Below are 21,102 nucleotides of genomic sequence, written 5' to 3' on the forward strand. Positions count from 1 at the left end.
ACGATAACCTTTGAAGGACTGCTCTATTCGAATACTCTGTGGTCTTTAAATCAAACCTGCGAGCATTAACGCATTTTCGCGCCGTGATAGCAAACTTTTTTTTCACTGGCTTAAAAACGGTCCTTAACAGGACCGTCAGCCTGAACGAAGTATAGCCTAAATTGTCACTCGATGATCTGTCTTGAAAGCTGTGGGTTCGCCTGAATAAGGCGCATTAATTTCATCTCGGTGGAAGAGGGTTTCAGGCGTCTCGATTCCCACTCTTGTACCATTGCTACGCTGACGCCCATGGCATTGGCGAAATCATCTATCTTGAGCCCGGTACCTTTGCGTAGCTGTTCAAATTCGCTGAATGCGGCGGACTTGCGCGTCAGGGTTGCCGCCTGTGCTTGATCTTTAAAAATAATCTGTTCCAGGTTGCTCATTAATTCAAATACAGGATCTTTATATTCCATTGAGAGCTCCTCTCTTTCATACAGCGGAGGTTGAAATTTGTAGAGCCTCTTAAGAATAGTCGCAAAAAAGATCTAAGAATGATCACGTAGGTGATTATTTGCCGACGCGGTTTCTTCTGATGGGGCATGGTCTGGATAAGATGATGATTAATAATGGGGCCAGCCTGTTTAGAAAATTATTGTAAACAGTTAAGAAGAAAAGCAGAAAAGGCCAGCGCGTTCCCGCTGGCCTTATGGATTACGCCTTTTGCAGCTTATCGACTTCGCCCTGTGGGGCCGTGGATTGTCGTTGGCTCAGTTTGTATTTCACCAATAATGCGATGGCGGACAAGAACGCCGGGATGGCCAATAGAGTAAAAATAGTCTCGAATGATAGCTGAGCTTCCATTAGGAATACGCCGCTAAATGCGCCAAGAATGCCGCCAAAGCGCCCAATGCCCAGCATCCAGGCAACGCCGGTCGCACGGCCTTGTGTTGGATAGAATCCAGCAGCCAGCGCAGGCATCGACGATTGCGCGCCGTTCATAATACTGCCCGCGATAAACACCATCACACCCATCAACAGCAGGCTGCTGGTTGAGAAACCGACCAGACAAACGAATACCCCGGTCAGCAGCCAACCTACGGCGACGACCTTGTTCGGGTTGATCTTATCCATCAATGCGCCGAGGATGAGCACGCCAATGCCGCCACCCAGCGGGAACAACGCGGTAATAATCGAGGCCTGGCTCATGGTTGCGCCGGTTTCGCGAATTAACAGCGGCAGCCAACTGGTCAGTAAATAGAAAATCAGCAGGCCCATGAAGTAGGTCAGGCAGAGCATTACGGTCCCCACGGCATAGCGTGGGGAGAAAATGACCCCAATGGCCGATTTCTCTTTTACCTGGCCCGCTTCGCGTAGTTCAAATTCAGCGTGTTCAGGAACGGGAGCGATGCGGCGCAAAATGGCAGCAATATGCTGTGCTGGCTGCTGTTTCACCACCATATATCGTGCTGATTCGGGTAAGAGAAAGATCAGCACTACCGCTAGCAGCAGCGGCATCACGCCACCAAGCACCAGCACGCTTTGCCAGCCGTAGTGAGGGATCATACAGGCGGAGAGGAAGCCTCCCAGCGATGAGCCCATCGGAAAGCCGACAAACATCAGGTTAACCATCAGCGCCCGACGGCGCTCGGGGGCATATTCGCTCATCAGCGTCGCGGCGTTTGGCATGGCGGCGCCCAGTCCAAGTCCGGTCAGAAAACGCAGTAGCGTCAGTTGATTGAGACTGGTGGCAAAGGCGGTCAGCAGGCTGAAACTACCGAAAACCACGATTGACATAATCAGCACTTTCTTACGCCCAACGCGGTCGGCTAGCGGTCCGGCTGTCAATGCACCGACGGCAAGCCCCACTAACGCGGCGCTCATCACCGGGCCTAACGCTGACTTTTCGACCCCCCATTCCTGTACAAGGTCGGAGGCAATAAAGCCGATTATCGCGGTATCGAACCCGTCCATAGCGACGGTGATAAAACATAAGGCCAGAATCATCCACTGGTATTTAGTGAAGGGATGTTCATTGATAAAAGCCTGAATATCGATGGTTGTTTTCTTCATGCGGCATTCCTGGCAGGCAGAGCGGGGGACAGCAATAGATTATTATTATCTCCCTCGCGGGCGTTGATGTTGTTTGTGCGATTATCGAACGAACTGTCGTTAATCGCTCATTTAATAAAATCATCGAACGGCATTTCAGGCAATGTAGGCTAGTCGGGAAGCGTGCGATTATCGTCCGCTTTGCTAATGTAAAAGCAAAGATACGCAATAAATTTAAATAAAATCAGTTTGTTAATTCGGTCTTGGCCTGGGCGAGAGATGGCGGTAATTGTGATGAACTTAACAGACGATATTATTGCGCGCTAAAACAGCGATAACCGGCATTTTAAGGCGGAAGATTGTCAGGAAAAGGTATCCTGCAAGGCCGACCTGGACTATCCTTGTCAGCGTCTGGCACGTGTGTGCCTGTTTGCGCTTTTTTTGGCTGAAAGGAGTAAAAAAATGGCGACAGGAAAGTCCTGCTCTCGCTGGTTTGCGGCTATTGCAGCCCTGTTAATGGTGGTTAGCCTGAGTGGATGTTTTGATAAAGAAGGCGATCAGCGCAAAGCGTTCATCGACTTCCTGCAAAATACGGCAATGCGTAGCGGCGAACGTCTGCCGACGCTGACCGCCGATCAGAAAAAACAGTTCGGGCCTTTCGTCTCCGATTATGCGGTGATTTATGGCTATTCACAGCAGGTGAGCCAGGCGATGGATGCCGGTCTGCGTCCGGTGGTTGATAGCGTAAATGCGATTCGTGTCCCGCAGGATTATATGACTCAGCGTGAACCGCTACGTCAGGCAAACGGCGCTTTAGGCGTATTAAGCCAACAGTTGGAAAACGCAAAAATGCAGGCGGACGCTGCACACGGTGCGCTGAAACAGGGTGACGATCTCAAGCCGGTCTTCGATCAGGTTTATAACAAAGTGGTGACCGCTCCGGCGAATGCGCTACAGCCGCTGATTCCAGCCGCGCAGGTATTTACCCAGCAGCTGGTGCAGGTGGGCGATTTTGTTGCTCAGCAGGAAGCGCAGGTGAGCTTCGTGGCGAACGGTATTCAGTTCCCGACTTCACAGCAGGCCAGTCAGTATAATACGCTGATTGGGCCGCTGGCCGCTCAGCACCAGGCCTTTAACCAGGCATGGACTGCGGCAGTTAACGCAACCCGTTAACGGTTCTGGCAACCCGGGCACGGCTTGACCCTGGCCCGGGTTTTCTTTGTGCACAGAAAACCTCCAGCTAGGCTGGAGGTTCTGTAAAGCTTTCAGCTTTGAGCCAGTTATAAAAACCCCTTTTGATTTGTTAAAACAGTTTGCGGTCTGGCAACTGCAAACGTTCAACAAGAAATCAAAAGGGGGTCCCAATGAGGGACGAAAAGAGCTTAGCGCACACGCGATGGAACTGTAAATATCACATAGTTTTTGCGCCGAAGTACCGAAGAAAGGTGTTCTACGGGGAAAAGCGCAAAGCGATAGGCAGTATCTTAAGAAAGCTGTGCGAATGGAAAAACGTGAATATTTTGGAAGCAGAATGCTGTGTGGATCACATCCATATGCTTTTGGAAATCCCGCCCAAAATGAGTGTGTCGGGCTTTATGGGATACCTGAAGGGAAAGAGCAGCCTGATGCTTTATGAGCAGTTTGGCGATTTGAAGTTCAAATACCGTAACAGGGAATTCTGGTGCCGAGGGTATTACGTTGATACGGTTGGGAAAAATACAGCCAGGATACAAGAATACATAAAGCACCAGTTGGAAGAGGATAAAATGGGTGAGCAACTCTCGATCCCCTATCCGGGCAGCCCGTTTACGGGCCGTAAGTAATCCATAAATGCAAATGTCAGATCGCGATGCGCCTGTTAGGGCGCGGCTGGCAACAGAGCCTTATAGGCGCATATGAAAAACCTCCGGCTATGCCGGAGGATATTTATTTTCTCACTTCACCTGCGGATTCACGCAGTTCTTCTCGACTTTGCCGTTCAGGGCATCAATCAGATTATCCACTGCGCAGGCCGCCATGTTATAGCGAGTCTCATGCGTTGCTGAGCCAATATGCGGCACCGCGACGACGTTCGGCAGGCTTAACAGTGGGGAGTCTTTCGCCAGCGGCTCTTGTTCAAACACATCCAGCCCGGCGGCATAAATTTCACCTTCCTGTAGGGCGGTAATCAGCGCTTTCTCGTCAACTACCGGACCGCGTCCGGCGTTGATAAAGATGGCGGAAGATTTCATTTTGGCAAACTGCTCTTTACCAAACAGGTGGTGGGTTTCTTCGGTCAACGGCAGGATCAGGCAGACAAAATCCGCTTCCTGTAACAGGGTGTCGAGATCGCAATAGCGGGCGTTAAAGCGCTCTTCCGCCTGTGGGTGCTGGCGGCGAGCGTTATAGAGAATCGGCATGCCGAAGCCCGCATGCGCACGCTGGGCGAGCGCCATCCCGATACGACCCATGCCGACGATCCCGAGGGTTTTGTGATGCACATCGTTGCCAAACCAGTCCGGGCCGATGCTTTTGGTCCACTCTCCGGCCTTCACGCGATTAGCAACTTCAACCACCCGACGCGCGGTGCTTAACACCAGCGCCATTACGGTATCGGCGACGGTTTCGGTCAGCACGGTCGGGGTGTGCATCAACAGCACCTTATGGGCATTCAGCGCATCGACGTCGAAGTTGTCGTAGCCGACGGAGATGGTTGAGGTCGCACGAAGCTTGGGCATTTTCTCCAGTAACGCGGTATCGACTTTTTCGCTGGAACCCAGCAGACCTACCGCTTCAGCGAACGCCGAGACGTGCTGCGAAACGGTCTCCGGACTCAGGTTTTTGACCTGAGTGACGGTAAAGTGTTGTTCCAGACGCTGTTGCAGGTCGTCGGGAAGCGTTTTGTAGAGAATAACTGACGGCTTCATGCGGATCTCCGTTGTGTTAAGGGTTCAGGCGTGACGTGTGCCAAGCGGAAGGGTTTGATTATTAGCAGGCTTAACAATCAAAGTAAGCCATACCGAGACGAAAAGCGCCACTCCCATAAAAATGTACGAGGCCGAAGGGCTGCCGGTGGTGCCGTTAAGATAGCCCACAAACCATGAACCGAAGAAGGAACCGAGTGCACCCATGCTGTTGATCAGCGCCATCGCGCCGCCAGCAACGTTGCGCGGCAGCATCTCAGGGATGATGGCGAAGAAAGGCCCGTAAGGGGCGTACATCGCCGCACCGGCAATAACCAGCAGAATATAAGACACCCAGAAATGATCGCTGCCAACGGCCCAGGACCCCATAAAAGCAAAGGCGGCAATCAGCAACAGCGGCCAGACGAACAGCTTACGGTTCTGCATTTTGTCGGATGCCCACGAGACAACGATCATTGCAATAGTTGCTGCCAGGTAAGGAACGGATGAGAGCCAGCCAACCTCGACCATACCCATATTCTCGCCGCCGCTACGGATAATCGACGGCAGCCACAGAACGAAGCCGTAAACCCCGATGCTCCAGGCAAAGTACTGCATGCACAGCAGAACAACGTTGCGTGAGCGAAAGGCTTCTTTGTAGTTACGTACGGCTTTAATACCCTGCTGTTCGCGTTCCAGTTGTTCCTGCAGCGCGGCTTTCTCGCTTTCGGCCAGCCAGTTCACCTGGGATGGTTTATCCTTCACCAGCACCCACCAGCAGAAAGCCCAAAGGATCGCCGGGACACCTTCGATGATAAACATTTCACGCCAGCCTAAGGCCTGAATCAGATAGCCGGAAACCACCGACATCCACAGTACCGTGACCGGATTGCCGAGGATCAGGAAGGTATTGGCCCGCGAACGTTCGGATTTAGTAAACCAGTTGCTGATGTAAATCAGCATCGCCGGCATCACCGCTGCTTCAACGACGCCAAGAATAAAGCGGATCGCCGCCAGTGCGGGAATGTTGTGTACCATCCCGGTCAGCGAGGCGCAGCCGCCCCACAGAATCAGGCAGATAAAAATCAGTTTGCGTACGCTGCGGCGTTCCGCATAAATGGCGCCGGGGATCTGGAAGAAGAAATAGCCAAGAAAGAACAGCGCTCCCAGCAGTGAGGAGACGCCTTTGGTTATCCCCAGGTCTTCATTAATCCCGGCCGCCGAAGCGAAGCTGAAGTTGGCACGGTCGAGGTACGCCAGGCTGTAGGTGATAAATATGATGGGCATGATGTACCACCAGCGTTTTGTTGCGTTTGTCGAGCTTTTCATAGGCTTGCCTCTGTTAGTGAGGTGACACTCATCATCGATAAGGTGCGTTACGCCGCGCTGCATGTAGGGTACAGGACGGCTATGACATTGTGCTGAACCGGATTATTCGCCCAGCGCCTCGCGGGTCGGTAATCCTTCGCTATCCCCCTGGACCTGGATGGCCAACGAACCAATTTTGTTACCGCGTTGTACCGCCTGGCGCAGCGACTTGCCCTCCAGCAGGGCGCTAATCACCCCGACGGCAAAACCATCGCCCGCGCCGACGGTATCGACGACGTTATCCACTTTTATCGCCGCCACGGCTCCTTGTTCGCCATCGGCGGTTTTATACCAGGCGCCATCAGAGCCGGTCTTAATCACTACCGTGCGTACGCCGCGGGTGAGATAGAAGTCCGCGATGGCTTCCGGCGTCTGCTGACCAGTCAGAATCATCCCCTCTTTTAAGCCGGGAAGAACCCAGTCGGCCTGAAAAGCAAGCTGGTTCAGTTTTTCCACCATCTCGGCTTCGCTTTTCCACAGCGTAGGACGCAGATTAGGGTCGAATGAGAGGGTTTTTCCCTGAGCCTTCATGGTACGGGCCGCATGATCCAGCAGGGCGTACGAGCTTTCCGACAGCGCGGCGGCTACACCGCTTAAGTGCAGGTGACGAGCGCTGGCGAAATAGGCTTCGTTAAAATCATCCGGCGAAAGATAGCTGGCAGCGGAACCTTTGCGGAAATATTCCACAATGGGATCGGTTCCATTTTCGACTTTAGATTTCAGCTGAAAACCGGTAGCGTAGCGGCCATCTTTGCTCACGCCGCGCGCATCGATCCCCTCTTTCGCCAGCGCGTTGAGGACGAAGCGACCAAAGCTATCCTCGCCGACACGGCTCACCCAGCCGACGCTTAAGCCCAGGCGGGCCAGGCCGGTAGCGACGTTCAACTCTGCGCCCGCGACACGTTTCATAAAGTGCTCTACTTCAGCCAGTTCGCCGGTTTCGGTAGCGACAAACATCGCCATGGCTTCGCCTATGGTGATGACATCTAACGTTTTTTGCATAACTTAATCCTCGCGTAACAGGTTGACGTAGCGGCGGGTCACGGCCGTCAGGTCATGGCCAGTCAGCGGAAATTCAATCCCGCGTGGAGCATCGGCGGGCAGATTGTCGAGCAGCGCCAGCCAGCGGTCGGACGCTTCGTCCGGCGGCACGGCACGAAAGTGCGAATGGTGCGGTTCCGCTGCCTTAACGTGGATATAGCTGACCGCGGGGGCCAGTTGGCGTGCGGCTTCTTCCGGCGAATCGCCGACCCACAGCCAGTTGCCCATATCAAAGGTGAGAGTGACCGGCAGCTGATTAACCCGGCAGGCGGCTTTGAAGCGCTGCATCGGCGCCAGCTGGCCGCAGTCGGTCTGATCGTTTTCCACCACCAGCGCCATTCCGCTCTCCTGCAGAATATCGCGCAGGGTTTCCAGATCATTGTGGTGACGAAAGTGGCCCAGCGAGAGCTTTAGCCAAAGCGCGTTAAGGGTCTGCGCTTCCTGTAAAAAGCCAGAGAGGTGCGGATTGAGCGAGCCGTCAGCGGCAAACAGGGCTTCTGGCGCAGAGTAACAGGCCAGCAGGCCGCGATGCTCAATGTCTGCGGCCAGTTCTGGCAGGTGATTCAGTTCATCAGCGCTGAACAGTTCGCGGCGAATTTCCACGCCGTCCGCACCGGAACCGGCGATAAATGGCAGTACGGCGGACTGTCCACCCAGCGCCTTAATGTGGTCATTCCCGTACGCGGCGGTTACGACAATTATTTTTCTGGCCATCCCAACACTCCCGGCGATTATCTAATGCGTTGTTTATTACGCTAGATGGTATCGGTTCCAAAGCAAAGGTTAAGATGTTCAATTTATGATCGCCATCACGAAGGATCGTTAGCGGGAGGTAGAGCCTCTGACGATTAGCTCGCCGGAAAACACCCGTTCACAGACCGGGTCATTGCTGCCCGCAATGCGGCGCACCACCTGCTCAACGGCGGCGAAACCAATCTGCCAGGTTGGCTGCTTGAGGGTGGTAATCCCCACGCCCGCCAGCTCGGCCCACTCCAGCTCATCGAAGCCCAGCAGGCCGATATCGCTGCCCCAAATCAGGCCAATACGCTTAAGAGAGCGCGCAACTTGCAGGGTCAGCGCGCCGTTGGCGGAAATCACCGCTTTGCGCATTCCGCGGTGGTGGGAGTGGAAATGGCGCAGGACGTTATCCAGCATCGCACCGTCGTTGAGCGGGACTTCGGCATTTTCCGCGATGATGCCAGCATGATGCTGGAGCGTGTTGCGAAAGGCGCTCAGGCGCTCGCGGCGAGTGTTTACCGAGCCGAGCGGTTCGCTGAGGAACAGTAAGGCTTCGAAGCCTTTTTCCACCAGATGTTCGGTGGCGGTGGCGGCGGCCTGGGTATTATCGAGACCGACGACATCACAGGCGAACTCAGGAATTTTGCGGTCGATAAGCACCATCGGCAGCGCCGACTGCTGTAGCCGGTTTAGACCGTCTTCACGCATCCCGACCGCATTGACCACAATCCCCTCCACCTGGTAACTGCGCAGCAGGTCGAGATAGTGCAGCTCCTGGTCCAGCTCGTTATTGGTGTTACACACCAGCAGGGTAAAGCCTTTTTCGCGACAGGCGGCTTCGATACCGCTGAGCACGTTGACGGAGTAGGGGTTGGTGATATCAGCGATGATCAGACCAATCAGCCGGGTGCGGCCATGCTTCAGGCCGCGGGCCATCAGACTAGGACGGTAATCGAGCTCGGCAATCGCTTTTTCAATTCGCCCTAGCAGATCGTCGGAAAGCAGATGCTTTTCGCCGTTCAGATAGCGTGAAATGCTGGTTTTGCCGGTCTTTGCGGCTTTCGCCACATCGCTAATGGTTGCTCGCGCCGCTTTCGCCATGGTGGCTTCCTTTGCTGAAATCTGCACACACCTTAGCGCGAAAATCCGCTATATCAAGCATTTTGCCCGGCGAGTGCCGGGCAAAGGGGGAGTTACTGCAACGGGCTGAGGGTGATTTCGACGCGACGGTTCTGCGCTTTACCTTCTGCGGTGCTATTGCTGGCGACCGGATTAGCCGGACCCATGCCGGTGGTGCGGATGCGGTTTGCCGCCACGCCCTGGGTGATCAGCGCGCTGGCGACGCTGTCGGCACGCTGCTGGGAGAGACGCATATTCAGCTCCTGGCTGCCGGTGCTGTCGGTGTAGCCAACGACGTTGACGGCAGTTTTCTCGTACTCTTTCAGTACCATCGCCACCCCTGTCAGGGTATTAGCACCCGCTGGTTTGAGGTTGGCGCTGCTGCTATCAAAGGTCACATTGCTTGGCATATTCAGCACGATGTTGTCGCCATTTCGCGTCACGCTCACCCCGGTTCCCTGCATTTTCTCGCGCAGTTTCGCTTCCTGCACGTCCATGTAGTAGCCGATACCGCCTCCGAGCGCTGCCCCTGCCGCCGCGCCGATCAGCGCGCCTTTGCCACGGTCATGTTTTGAGGAGGAGAGGGCGCCAATACCCGCGCCGACTAACGAACCGACACCTGCGCCGATGCCGGATTTACCCGCCTCGCGCTCGCCGGTGTAAGGGTTGGTGGTACAGCCTGAAATGATCAGCGTGCCGCTAACGATAGCCGCAATCATGAGTACGCTTTTTTTCATCTTATTTCCTTAATCTTTTTTATTCTTTGCCACAGCGACCGTGACGGTTGATTATGACGCCCGAAGACGGAGAAAATTCCGCAGATAACATCTCAATTTGTAAATAACATTGAACGGCCGAATAACAGACCGTCACCACACCTGCTATCGCTGACCAGGAGCCTGCTTTGCCAACCTCATCTGCCACTAAAACCATCCTCACCGCAGCCCACTGGGGGCCAATGCTGGTTGAAACGGATGGCGAAAACGTCCTCTCCTCGCGCGGGGCGCTCGATACGCCTTTCGCAAACTCGCTGCAAACCGCCGTGCGCGATCAGGTGCACAGCAAAACTCGCGTGCGCTATCCGATGGTACGCAAGGGATTTCTCGTCTCGCCGGAAAGCCCGCAGGGTGTGCGCGGTCAGGATGAGTTCGTACGGGTGAGCTGGGAACAGGCGCTGGATTTGATTCACGCTCAGCACCAACGTATTCGTGACAACTATGGCCCCGAATCCATCTTTGCGGGTTCCTACGGCTGGCGTTCCAACGGCGTGCTGCACAAAGCGGCGACGTTGCTTCAGCGTTATATGAGCCTGGCGGGCGGCTATACCGGGCATCTGGGGGATTATTCCACCGGCGCGGCGCAGGCGATCATGCCGTATGTGGTAGGTGGCAATGAGGTTTATCAGCAGCAGACCAGCTGGCCGATGGTACTTGAGCATAGCGATGTGGTGGTGCTGTGGAGCGCCAACCCGCTGAATACGCTAAAAATTGCCTGGAATGCCTCCGATGAGCAGGGGATCCCATGGTTCGACCAATTGCGCCAGAGCGGGAAACGAGTGATTTGCATCGATCCGATGCGATCGGAAACGGCGGAATTCTTCGGCGACGCGGCGGAGTGGATCGCCCCGCACATGGGCACCGACGTTGCGTTGATGCTAGGCATCGCCCATACGCTGGTGGAAAACGGCTGGCAGGATGATGCGTTTTTGGCCCGCTGTACCAGCGGCTACGACGTTTTTACCCGCTATCTGAACGGTGAAAGCGACGAGACGCCAAAAACGGCAGAGTGGGCGGCGGCGATCTGCGGCGTTAGTGCGGATAAAATTCGCGAACTGGCAAAATTATTCCACGAAAACACAACTATGCTGATGTCCGGTTGGGGGATGCAGCGTCAGCAGTTTGGTGAGCACAAACACTGGATGCTGGTGACGTTGGCGGCGATGCTCGGGCAGATTGGCACCGAGGGCGGGGGCTTTGGCCTTTCCTACCATTTTGCCAACGGTGGCAACCCCACGCGCCGCGCGGCGGTGCTGGCTTCAATGCAGGGCAGCGTGGCGGGTGGCACCGATGCGGTAGAAAAAATTCCGGTCGCGCGCATCGTCGAGGCGCTGGAAAACCCCGGTGCGGCTTATCAGCACAACGGTATGGAGCGCAGCTTCCCGGATATTCGTTTTATCTGGTGGGCGGGCGGTGCCAACTTTACTCATCATCAGGATACCAATCGACTGATTCGCGCCTGGCAGAAGCCGGAGCTTATCGTGATTTCCGAATGCTTCTGGACCGCGGCGGCGCGCCATGCCGATATCGTGCTGCCCGCAACGACGTCATTTGAACGCAATGATATGACCATGACAGGCGATTACAGCAACCAGCATCTGGTGCCGATGAAGCGGGTGGTCGCGCCGCGCGATGAAGCGCGCGATGATTTCGATGTGTTTGCCGACCTCAGCGAACGCTGGGAAGAGGGCGGTCGTGAGCGCTTTACCGAAGGGAAAAGCGATGTGCAGTGGCTGGAAACTTTCTACCAGATTGCCGCCCAGCGCGGGGCTGCGCAACAGGTGACGTTGCCGCCGTTCACGCAGTTCTGGCAGGCGAATCAGTTCATTGAGATGCCGGAAAGCCCGGAAAATGCGCGTTTCGCCCGCTTTGCCGCCTTCAGGGCCGATCCGCAGGCGAATCCGCTGAAAACCGCCAGTGGCAAAATTGAGATTCACTCCGCGACTATCGCCGGTTTTGCTTATCCAGATTGCCCGCCGCACCCTATGTGGCTGGAGCCGGATGAGTGGCACGGCAACGCGCAGGAAGGTCAGCTACAGGTGCTGTCAGCGCATCCGGCGCATCGCCTTCACAGTCAGCTCAATCATACCTCACTGCGCGAGCAGTACGCGGTGGCGGGCCGTGAACCGCTAACGCTTCACCCGCAGGATGCGCAGGCGCGCAATATCGCTGACGGGGACGTAGTGCGGGTGTGGAATTCACGCGGTCAGGTGCTGGCCGGGGCGGTGGTGACCGACGGCATCCGTCCTGGCGTCATTTGCTTGCATGAGGGGGCGTGGCCGGATCTCGACGCCCAGGCTGGCATCTGCAAAAACGGCGCGGTAAACGTGCTGACTAAAGATATTCCAACGTCGCGACTGGGCAACGGCTGCGCCGGAAATACGGCGCTGGCCTGGCTGGAAAAATATACCGGACCTGAGCTTACGCTGACGGCATTTGATCCGCCGACCAATGCATAATCCAGGTCGGATGCTGGGTTTCATCCTGCCATGCGCAGTCTTCAATGCGAAAGCCCTGTGCATGGTAGAAATTCACCGCCCGGACGTTTTTCTGGTATACCTCAAGGCTTAGCCAGCCGTAGTACTTTTTGACTTCGTTGATCAACGCGCTGCCGATGCCCTGCCGGGCGGCATCCGGCGCGACGAACAGCGCGCCGATAAAGCGCGACTCCATCACGCTGATAAAGCCCTTTAATACGCCATCCTCTTCCCATACCCATGTTTGGGCTGCGGGCAGATAAACGTCGCGCACTATCGGCAGACTTTCATGCCAGTAGCTTTCGGCGATAAACGGGTGCGCGTAGATCGTACTTTCCAGCCATAGCCCAAGGAGCTGGCCGGTTTCGTTAGCGTCCCAATTGCGGATCATCCTGACCTCCGGGGTGACAGAAGCAGCCGGTAACATGGTCGTTGACCAGGCCACAGGCCTGCATAAAGGAGTAGCAGATAGTTGAGCCGACGAACTTAAAGCCGCGCTTTTTCAGCGCTTTCGACAAAGCGTCAGAAGCTGGAGTGGTGGTCGGGATTTCTGCCAGCGTAGCCGCAGTGGTGACCTGAGGATGATTGTCGACGAACGACCAGACAAAATCTGCGAAAGGCTCGCCATTTTCTTCCATCGCCAGAAAAGCGCGGGCGTTGCCGATGATGGCCTGAATTTTCCCGCGGTGGCGAATAATGCCGGCATCAAGAACCAAGCGTTCAACATCCGCCTCATCCATGGCCGCTACGAGAACCGGGTCGAACTGGTGAAAGGCACGGCGATAGTTTTCACGCTTTTTCAGCACCGTTATCCACGACAGCCCTGCCTGCTGACCCTCAAGGCAAATCATTTCAAACAGCCGGGCAGGGTTCTTTTCGGCGACGCCCCACTCGCTATCGTGGTACTGAATGTATAAAGGATCTTGACTCACCCATCCACAACGTTCCATTTGCCTCTCCCTTTTGTCATAAAAGTTGTCTGTTCACCTTGACGGCTGAAAGATAAAGATAATAGTTAATACAGGGTTATTATTCCCAATACAGGGATATACCCGTCATACTTCAAGTTGCTTATGTGTTGGCTACGCTCACTCACCCCAGTCACATAGTTATCTATGCTCCTGGGGTTCACTCCCTTGCCGCCTTTAAGCAACTCGAATTATTTAGGGTATAGGACACCCCATAAAAAAACACAGCAACCTTGCCGTTTCGGCTCTTTTTGGAGTCGCATTAATGATAATAAAGAAATGCAATGGCCTCCGGGGGGTTATCATCCCGGCGTGCGTATCCGTCTGGGCGTCGTGTGTTGCCGGAGCGAATGCCTGGCAACAGGAATATATCGCTATCGATACAAAAAGTAATACTCCGGAACGCTATACATGGGATAGCGATCACCAACCGCGCTACGAAGATATCCTTGCGGAGCGGATCAATGCGTCCGACGATCCTGCCGGCCTGGCATTCAATCAGGCGGTATCGCCACCAGATAACGTACATGGTATGAGCGTCGGCTGGAACTTCGCCGTGGCAAACGGTATCACCTCTGGCCCGGTGGCCAGTTTACGTAGCGATCTGACGTCGCCTCCCGATTCCCGTAATGCTACCGGAACAGGCTACGTGAATACGCTTGGCTGGCGGGTCGATTATCAGGAACTGTGGGGGGTTCACCCGTGGGCGCAGGTGAGCTATAACCAGACGCTCTCAGCCGATCCTGTGGGCGCGAATCGCACGCAGGACGGAGCCTGGAGAGACGTGACCTTCGGTGCAGATATGTCGCTCAACTCCCACCTTGCCGCCTGGGCGGCGCTGTCGCAGGCGGATAATTTGCCCACCGGGGCGAATTATCTCTATCTGATGGGGGTGAGCGCCAATTTTTAATTTATCCGCATCATGTATGATGCAATTATTTAACTTATCAATCACAGGAATGAAGCACCTTCCTGCGATAGCAGGTACTAACTTTTTGGAAGTTATTTAAGACGTGAATGTTTTTCAATGTCATTCATTCCGTCTTTAATGCATTTCATTCCGTGGTGACGGCAGCTCATGCCTTTTTCCCCCAGGTTTACCGGGGACTTCGTTATTGTGGCGGCAGTTAATTCTTCAGGACAACTGCTATGAACGCTGCAAACCGTCAATACACCCGCTGGCTTACGCTGCTCGGCACCATCATTACGCAATTCGCGCTGGGATCGGTTTATACATGGAGTTTGTTCAATAGTTCTCTTTCCGCCAAGCTGGATGAACCGGTGAGCCAGGTGGCGTTCTCATTTGGTCTGTTAAGCCTCGGCCTGGCGCTCTCCTCATCCGTTGCGGGTAAATTACAGGAACGTTTTGGCGTCAAACGCGTCACCATGGCTTCCGGCGTTCTGCTGGGCCTCGGTTTCTTCCTCACCGCTCATTCGAATAGCCTGATGATGCTGTGGCTGAGCGCGGGCCTGCTGGTGGGGCTGGCGGACGGCGCAGGTTATCTGCTGACGCTGTCGAACTGCGTCAAATGGTTTCCGGAACGTAAGGGACTGATTTCGGCCTTCTCTATCGGTTCTTATGGCCTCGGCAGCCTCGGTTTTAAATTTATTGATACCCATCTGCTGGCGACAGTCGGTCTTGAGAAAACCTTTATCATCTGGGGCGCTATTGTGCTGGTGATGATTGTCTTTGGCGCGACGCTGATGACTGACGCACCGAACCATACCGCCACTGCAAGCAATGGCGTTGTTGAAAATGACTTCACTCTTGCCGAATCGATGCGTAAACCGCAGTACTGGATGTTGGCGGTGATGTTCCTGACTGCCTGTATGAGCGGCCTGTACGTGATTGGCGTGGCGAAAGATATTGCTCAGGGGATGGTGCATCTTGATATCACGACGGCAGCAAATGCGGTCACCGTGATTTCCATTGCCAACCTTAGCGGTCGTCTGGTACTGGGTATTCTGTCAGATAAAATCTCGCGTATCCGGGTGATTACCATCGGCCAGGTTGTATCGCTCATCGGTATGGCCGCGCTGCTGTTCGCACCGCTCAACGCTACCACTTTCTTCGCCGCCATTGCCTGCGTCGCTTTCAATTTCGGCGGGACGATTACCGTGTTCCCATCACTGATTAGCGAGTTCTTTGGCCTGAATAACCTGGCGAAAAACTACGGTGTGATTTATCTGGGCTTTGGTATTGGTAGTATCTGTGGTTCGCTGATTGCTTCCCTGTTCGGCGGTTTCTATGTGACCTTCTGCGTTATCTTCGCGCTGCTGATTCTTTCACTGGCGCTTTCTACCACCATTCGCCAGCCGAAAAGCGAGGTTTACCGCGAGGCCCATGCCTGAGGCGGGACGTCGTAGTATTAATAATTAATCACCTAAGCAAATAGTGCCTATCCAACCAAATGTTTTGTAAATGTTTGGTTGGATCACATTCCCTCCTGATACTTTTTCCTTCTGCTGTGGTCTACTTAGCGCGCTTTGTAGAGGTTTCTTATAACCAAGCTAAACGCACTTTATTAACCTGCTTACTTATATCGCTTAAGTCGGGCGGTTTTATCTCTTCGTTTTCCAGGTTTTTTTGCATGAAATACATTAAAACGATGACGCAGCTGAAGCTCAGTATCTGGCTGGCGCTGTACATCGGCTGGTTTATGAACGCTGCCGTATTCTTTCGTCGCTTCGAAGGTTACGCTCAGGAATTTACCATCTGGAAAGGACTCTCAGGTGCAGTAGAATTGGTAGGGACCGCGCTGGTCACCTTCTTTCTGCTGCGTATTTTGTCGCTATTCGGACGCCGCGTCTGGCGCATCCTTGCAACCTTAGTCGTTATATTCTCTGCCGCCGCCAGTTATTACATGACCTTCCTGAACGTGGTGATTGGCTACGGGATTATTGCGTCGGTGATGACCACGGACATCGACTTGTCCAGAGAGGTCATCGGCTGGCATCTGATTCTCTGGCTGGTACTGATGAGCGCGCTGCCGCTGCTGCTTATCTGGAGTAACCGCTGCCGCTTCACGCTGTTACGGCAAATTCGTACGCCTGGTCAGCGGATGAAGAATATTACCATCGTGGTGCTGGCCGGTCTGATGGTCTGGGGGCCAATTCGCCTGCTGGAAGTCCGTCAGAAGAACTTTGAACGTAGCTCAGAGGTTGATCTGCCAAGCTACGGCGGGGTGGTGGCCAACTCCTATCTGCCGTCTAACTGGCTTTCGGCGCTGGGGTTGTATGCCTGGGCGCAGGTCGATGAGTCTTCAGATAATAAATCCCTGATTAACCCGGCAAAGAAATTCACCTACGTCGCGCCTGAAGGGCTGGATGACACCTATGTGGTGTTTATCATCGGCGAAACCACCCGCTGGGATCATATGGGCATTCTGGGTTATAACCGGAACACCACGCCGAAGCTGGCGCAGGAGAAAAACCTGGTCGCCTTCCGCGGCTACTCCTGCGATACCGCCACGAAGCTGTCGCTGCGCTGCATGTTTGTGCGTCAGGGCGGGGCGGATGATAATCCACAGCGGACGCTGAAAGAACAAAACGTGTTCGCGGTTCTGCATCAGCTCGGTTTTACCGGCGATCTGTATGCCATGCAGAGCGAGATGTGGTTCTACAGCAACACGATGGTTAACAACATTGCCTATCGCGAGCAGATTGGCGCCGAACCGCGTAACCGCGGCAAGAGTGTTGACGACATGCTGCTGGTGGATGAAATGAAGCGCGGGTTGCTGAAAAACCCCAACGGTAAACACCTGATTATTCTGCATACCAAAGGCTCGCACTTTAACTACACCCAGCGATATCCGCGCAGTTTTGCCCAATGGCAGCCGGAATGCGTGGGCGTTGATAACAAGTGCTCGAAGGCTGAGCTGATTAATTCGTACGATAACAGCGTGACCTATGTCGATCACTTTATCGTCAGCGTGCTGGACCAACTGCGGGATAAGAAAGCGATTGTTTTCTACGCGGCTGACCACGGTGAGTCCATCAACGAGCGTGAGCACCTGCACGGTACGCCGCGCATGATGGCGCCGCCGGAGCAGTTCCGTGTGCCGATGCTGGTGTGGATGTCGGATAAGTATCTGGAATCGCCTGACCATGCGGCTTCTTTTGCGCACCTGAAACAGCAGGCGGCGATGAAGGTACCGCGTCGTCACGTTGAGCTGTATGACACCATCATGGGTTGTCTTGGTTACACCTCACCGGATGGCGGGATAAACCAGTACAACAACTGGTGTCACCGCAAGGAGTGACGGCCGTTTTATAAGGCTGTCTTTCTGCTCTGCAATCGGGATAAACTGATATCCCATGCGACGGTTCGTCGTGTGGGAACTATCATTTTTCAAGCACACTGGACGTGTTTATACAGGTAAAAGGAATAGCCTGTTTTTTCTTTTCCTCCCCCTATTCCCGCCATTTTCCCTGCTTTTTCCTTCCAGTCCGTGCCCATACTTTGTGGAGATAAGGATGAATTTCATTAAGTGCCTGGGAATTGGCGCGCTTTTTTTACTTGCTGGTTGTCAGTCAGAAGAAGATACCCAAAAGTTTTTATTAGCCTGTAAATACGACAGCGTTGCCAATATTGAAACCATGCTGAACAACGGAATTGATGTTGATGGCGAAAGCAAAGCTGGAATTACCGGGTTAATGGTGGCGGCGGCGGAAAATCGTCGCGAGGTGGTGGAACTGTTGTTGAAGCATCAGGCTAAGCCAAATATTCAGACTCGATCCGGTACCTCGGCGCTTATGCTGGCCTCCGCCAGGGGAAGCGATGTTACCATTATCTCGGATTTGATTAATGCCAAAGCGGATGTGAATCTGGCCGCGCGCGACAAGAGTACGGCGTTGATGTCCGCGATTTCGGACGGCGAGGAGATCAAGGATGATTATCTGCATATCATCGAGTTGAAAAAGCCGGACGAACCGCAGAAGGAAGAGAGCGCGCTCGAGAAAGTCCTCGCGGCGTCAGCGGAAAAATCACTGGCCAAAAACGGCCGCGCGCTAATGACTGAAGATATGGCATTAAAAGTCGCTCCCGGTGTTTTGAAGAAAAATGGCGAAGAGATTGTGGCGCTGCTTTTGAAGTCCGGAGCGGATGTGAACGCGGTCAACAACGATGGCGAGACGGTGTTTTACCAGGCGGTGAATCACAGTCGTTCCGCTGCGATGATTAAAGCGCTGACAGATGCTGGTGCGGATGTGAACAAGGCGGACAAGGAAGGAACCACGCCTCTGATGCTGGCTGCGGCAAACACTGACCCTGAATTGATAAAGTCGCTGGCAGTACCGGGGCTGGATATCGATAAAACCAATCGCGATGGACTGACACCCTTGCAGGTCGCAGCCGCCTATGGCGCGCCAGCCGTAATCACCGCGCTGGTGGAGCGTGGGGCAAAGGTCGATTTTCTCTCGCCGAAAGATTTCACCGCGCTGATGTTAGCCGTGAAAATGGAGAAAAAATCGAGCGTGGCTGCGCTGCTTGCTGCTGGCGCTAACGTTAATCTTAAAAACAAAGCGGGTTATGCGGCGGTAGGGTATAGCCGTAGCGGAGAGATTCGCCAGTTGTTGATAGAGAATCAGGCTGATTTAACGGGGCAGGCAGCGCTGATGGCGCAAAGCGAGCTGCAGTTCTGCGCAGAGAAGTTAGCTGACTCACTGGCCTATTCGGATATTGCCCGCTCGATTAGCGGCGACACTCGTCCTGATATGATGATGCATCGGCAAGAGTGTCCGGGGCTGGGGCTATTGACCATGCTGCTGGGCCGCTTACAATTTAAGCCTGATGGAACGCAATATATGGGGCAGACGGTAACCTGCACGGTATCGGAGCACCGGCAAGAATTTGACGTTGCGTGCCATTGAAAAACTGAAAAAAGCGTAGCGTGCGACATGTTGCTGAGTTTCTCGCCGCTTGAATGACTTTTTCATAATAAGGCATTGACGGGTTTGCATCTCAGCAGTAAGATGCGCCCCGCATTCGGTGATTGGCGCAGCCTGGTAGCGCACTTCGTTCGGGACGAAGGGGTCGGAGGTTCGAATCCTCTATCACCGACCAAATTCGAAAAGCCTGCTCTTTGAGCGGGCTTTTTTGCATCTGTTGACCCGTCCTGAATAGCGTTGACACGTTCCTGACTTAAATCCGGAGAACGTGATGATGACTGAGTTCAAACGCACCCAACGTGATTATCCTCTATCCTTTAAAATAGCCGTTGTTGAACAGGTTGAAAAAGGCGAGATGACCTATAAACAGGCTCAGCAGCGGTATGGCATTCAGGGGCGCTCCACCGTTCTTGTCTGGCTGCGTAAATATGGCCGGCTTGACTGGAGCCCCGGACTTCCTGACCTGGTGAAGAGGAAACTGCCTGTGGCTCAGACGACTGTCCCGCTTACACCCGAGCAAAGAATCAGGGAACTTGAAGAACAGCTTGAGCTGGCAAACCAGAAAGCTGAGTTTTTTGAGTCGGTTATCAATGTTCTGAAAAATGATTATGGGGTGAGCATCGTAAAAAAGCGGCCCGGCAAGTCCTCGCGCAAAGTCCGATCCCGAAAATAACCGTTACGCGTGCATGCCAGTTCCTGGGGCACAGCAGACAGGCATGGTACCAGGACAACACAAGGCGCAGAAAACGGCAGGAACATCATGCTCAGGTTCTGGAATTTGTTGCCCGCATCCGGTGTCGTCAGCCGAGAATCGGTACGCGTAAACTGCACTATCTGCTGAATACTCAGGCCGATAAAACGCTGAATATCGGGCGGGACCAGCTGTTTAACTTGCTGGATGAATACCGGCTCCTGGTGCCGGTGAAACGGGCATATCACAAAACCACCAACAGCCATCATCGCTTTCACTGGCATCCTAACCTGCTGAAACCCGGCCCTGAACAGGTTATCGCCCTTGAGCCGGAGCAGGTCTGGGTTGCCGATATTACTTACCTTCCGCTACGTAGCGGCACGGCCTATCTGAGTCTGGTCACCGATGCCTGCTCCAGAAAAATCGTGGGTTACCATGTCGGGGAAAACCTGCAGACAGAAAACGTGGTAAAAGCGTTCAGACAGGCGCTGAGGCGGAGAAAAACGACAGGTCCGCTGGTACATCATTCTGACAGAGGGCTGCAATACTGTTCAGCGCTCTATCAGTCAGTCCATGAAAGAAACGGGATAACCTGTTCAATGACCGATGGTTACGACTGCTACCAGAATGCACTGGCAGAGCGAATAAACGGTATCCTGAAAAATGAGTTTTTACTCTCGCGTCCAGCCGATCTGGCACAAGCCAGAATGATGGTAAAAGAGTCGGTGGGAATTTATAACCATGAGCGGCCACATCTGGCCCTGAAGTACAAAACGCCCGATGATGTTCATCAGGCGTTTTATCGACAGAAAACTGTCAACCTATATCAGGACTAGTCATGTAGTTCATGAGGATGAGAACCTCCGGGGGAAGAGGTTCGACTCGAGCGGAGCGAGAGAACGTTGCGTCAGCAACGGCCCGCAGGGCGAGCCACGTAGTGGCGAGTCATCCTCTATCACCGACCAAATTCGAAAAGCCTGCTCTTTGAGCGGGCTTTTTTGCATCTATAGCCCCGCTAAATTCCCGGCTCGCGCTGCGCTTAGCCGGGCTACAGGTTCACAGTCGTCTACAGGCCGGTAGCCCGGACAGGCGCGCAGCACCGCCTCCGGGAAGATACTGAGC

18 protein-coding genes, 1 tRNA gene and 1 other RNA gene are annotated in these 21,102 nt (G+C 54.1%); 10 read left to right on the top strand and 10 right to left on the bottom strand.

Features of this window, described 5'->3' with window-relative positions; translation table 11 throughout:
* Positions 1-164: 164 nt before the first annotated feature.
* The gene (locus tag HV213_RS01170; RefSeq protein ID WP_181484496.1) at positions 165-455 is read right to left on the bottom strand and encodes an HTH-type transcriptional regulator; all 291 of its coding nucleotides are present in this window, start codon (positions 453-455) and stop codon (positions 165-167) included.
* 238 nt (positions 456-693) lie between these two features.
* Positions 694-2,052 (bottom strand): MFS transporter, encoded by a 1,359-nt coding sequence (locus HV213_RS01175; RefSeq protein WP_181484497.1) that lies wholly within the window; start codon positions 2,050-2,052, stop codon positions 694-696.
* A 441-nt stretch (positions 2,053-2,493) separates the two neighbouring features.
* On the opposite strand from HV213_RS01175, the gene HV213_RS01180 reads away from it, so the two are divergent.
* Together HV213_RS01180 and tnpA are read left to right on the top strand one after the other, a co-directional pair.
* Entirely contained in the window at positions 2,494-3,204 is a 711-nt protein-coding gene (locus HV213_RS01180; protein WP_110276247.1) for a DUF3053 domain-containing protein, read from the top strand.
* Between the two features lie 191 nt (positions 3,205-3,395).
* The gene (tnpA, locus tag HV213_RS01185) at positions 3,396-3,854 is read left to right on the top strand and encodes an IS200/IS605-like element IS1541B family transposase (protein ID WP_141132629.1); all 459 of its coding nucleotides are present in this window, start codon (positions 3,396-3,398) and stop codon (positions 3,852-3,854) included.
* Between the two features lie 111 nt (positions 3,855-3,965).
* On the opposite strand, the gene ghrB is transcribed toward tnpA, so the two are convergent.
* From ghrB to HV213_RS01215, 6 genes are all read right to left on the bottom strand, one after another.
* Positions 3,966-4,937 (bottom strand): glyoxylate/hydroxypyruvate reductase GhrB, encoded by a 972-nt coding sequence (ghrB, locus tag HV213_RS01190; RefSeq protein ID WP_181484498.1) that lies wholly within the window; start codon positions 4,935-4,937, stop codon positions 3,966-3,968.
* A 24-nt stretch (positions 4,938-4,961) separates the two neighbouring features.
* The gene (locus tag HV213_RS01195) at positions 4,962-6,242 is read right to left on the bottom strand and encodes an MFS transporter (RefSeq protein WP_181484499.1); all 1,281 of its coding nucleotides are present in this window, start codon (positions 6,240-6,242) and stop codon (positions 4,962-4,964) included.
* Positions 6,243-6,344: 102 nt separating this feature from the next.
* Positions 6,345-7,283 carry a sugar kinase gene (locus HV213_RS01200; protein ID WP_181484500.1) on the bottom strand — a complete coding sequence of 313 codons (939 nt, stop codon included), beginning with the start codon at positions 7,281-7,283 and terminating at the stop codon, positions 6,345-6,347.
* Positions 7,284-7,286: 3 nt separating this feature from the next.
* The gene (locus tag HV213_RS01205) at positions 7,287-8,036 is read right to left on the bottom strand and encodes a sugar phosphate isomerase/epimerase family protein (protein ID WP_181484501.1); all 750 of its coding nucleotides are present in this window, start codon (positions 8,034-8,036) and stop codon (positions 7,287-7,289) included.
* Positions 8,037-8,144: 108 nt separating this feature from the next.
* The gene (locus tag HV213_RS01210; RefSeq protein ID WP_181484502.1) at positions 8,145-9,161 is read right to left on the bottom strand and encodes a LacI family DNA-binding transcriptional regulator; all 1,017 of its coding nucleotides are present in this window, start codon (positions 9,159-9,161) and stop codon (positions 8,145-8,147) included.
* A gap of 92 nt (positions 9,162-9,253) precedes the next feature.
* Positions 9,254-9,916 carry an OmpA family lipoprotein gene (locus tag HV213_RS01215; protein WP_181484503.1) on the bottom strand — a complete coding sequence of 221 codons (663 nt, stop codon included), beginning with the start codon at positions 9,914-9,916 and terminating at the stop codon, positions 9,254-9,256.
* 167 nt (positions 9,917-10,083) lie between these two features.
* On the opposite strand from HV213_RS01215, the gene HV213_RS01220 reads away from it, so the two are divergent.
* Positions 10,084-12,414 carry a molybdopterin guanine dinucleotide-containing S/N-oxide reductase gene (locus HV213_RS01220; RefSeq protein WP_181484504.1) on the top strand — a complete coding sequence of 777 codons (2,331 nt, stop codon included), beginning with the start codon at positions 10,084-10,086 and terminating at the stop codon, positions 12,412-12,414.
* On the opposite strand, the gene HV213_RS01225 is transcribed toward HV213_RS01220, so the two are convergent.
* Both HV213_RS01225 and tag read right to left on the bottom strand, forming a co-directional pair.
* On the bottom strand, positions 12,377-12,823 hold the full coding sequence (locus HV213_RS01225) for an N-acetyltransferase (protein ID WP_181484505.1): 447 nt from the start codon (positions 12,821-12,823) through the stop codon (positions 12,377-12,379). The two genes, HV213_RS01220 and HV213_RS01225, sit on opposite strands and share 38 nt — an antisense overlap.
* Entirely contained in the window at positions 12,801-13,382 is a 582-nt protein-coding gene (gene tag, locus HV213_RS01230; RefSeq protein ID WP_181484506.1) for a DNA-3-methyladenine glycosylase I, read from the bottom strand. Before tag ends, HV213_RS01225 begins: the two co-directional genes overlap by 23 nt.
* Positions 13,383-13,665: 283 nt before the next feature.
* Here tag and HV213_RS01235 point away from each other — a divergent pair, with 283 nt between their 5' ends.
* The 7 genes from HV213_RS01235 to HV213_RS01265 all read left to right on the top strand — a co-directional run bounded on the left by HV213_RS01235 (position 13,666) and on the right by HV213_RS01265 (position 20,945).
* A complete protein-coding gene (locus HV213_RS01235) occupies positions 13,666-14,310 on the top strand; it encodes an autotransporter outer membrane beta-barrel domain-containing protein (protein WP_181484507.1) in 645 nt (214 codons plus the stop codon).
* Between the two features lie 239 nt (positions 14,311-14,549).
* The gene (locus tag HV213_RS01240; protein WP_181484508.1) at positions 14,550-15,752 is read left to right on the top strand and encodes an L-lactate MFS transporter; all 1,203 of its coding nucleotides are present in this window, start codon (positions 14,550-14,552) and stop codon (positions 15,750-15,752) included.
* Between the two features lie 239 nt (positions 15,753-15,991).
* A complete protein-coding gene (gene eptB, locus HV213_RS01245; RefSeq protein WP_181484509.1) occupies positions 15,992-17,662 on the top strand; it encodes a kdo(2)-lipid A phosphoethanolamine 7''-transferase in 1,671 nt (556 codons plus the stop codon).
* 214 nt (positions 17,663-17,876) lie between these two features.
* A complete protein-coding gene (locus HV213_RS01250) occupies positions 17,877-19,271 on the top strand; it encodes an ankyrin repeat domain-containing protein (protein ID WP_181484510.1) in 1,395 nt (464 codons plus the stop codon).
* A gap of 116 nt (positions 19,272-19,387) precedes the next feature.
* A tRNA-Pro gene (locus HV213_RS01255) sits at positions 19,388-19,464 on the top strand.
* Positions 19,465-19,560: 96 nt separating this feature from the next.
* Positions 19,561-20,816 (top strand): IS3 family transposase gene (locus tag HV213_RS01260; RefSeq protein ID WP_181482878.1). Its coding sequence is split into 2 segments (ribosomal slippage): positions 19,561-19,912 and positions 19,912-20,816, totalling 1,257 coding nucleotides; the frame shifts between segments, so codons are not numbered across the junction.
* Positions 20,814-20,945: non-coding RNA, RtT sRNA (locus HV213_RS01265), on the top strand. Before HV213_RS01260 ends, HV213_RS01265 begins: the two co-directional genes overlap by 3 nt.
* Positions 20,946-21,102 lie beyond the last annotated feature (157 nt).

It is taken from the genome of Klebsiella sp. RHBSTW-00484 (assembly GCF_013705725.1).
Classification (GTDB): domain Bacteria; phylum Pseudomonadota; class Gammaproteobacteria; order Enterobacterales; family Enterobacteriaceae; genus Klebsiella.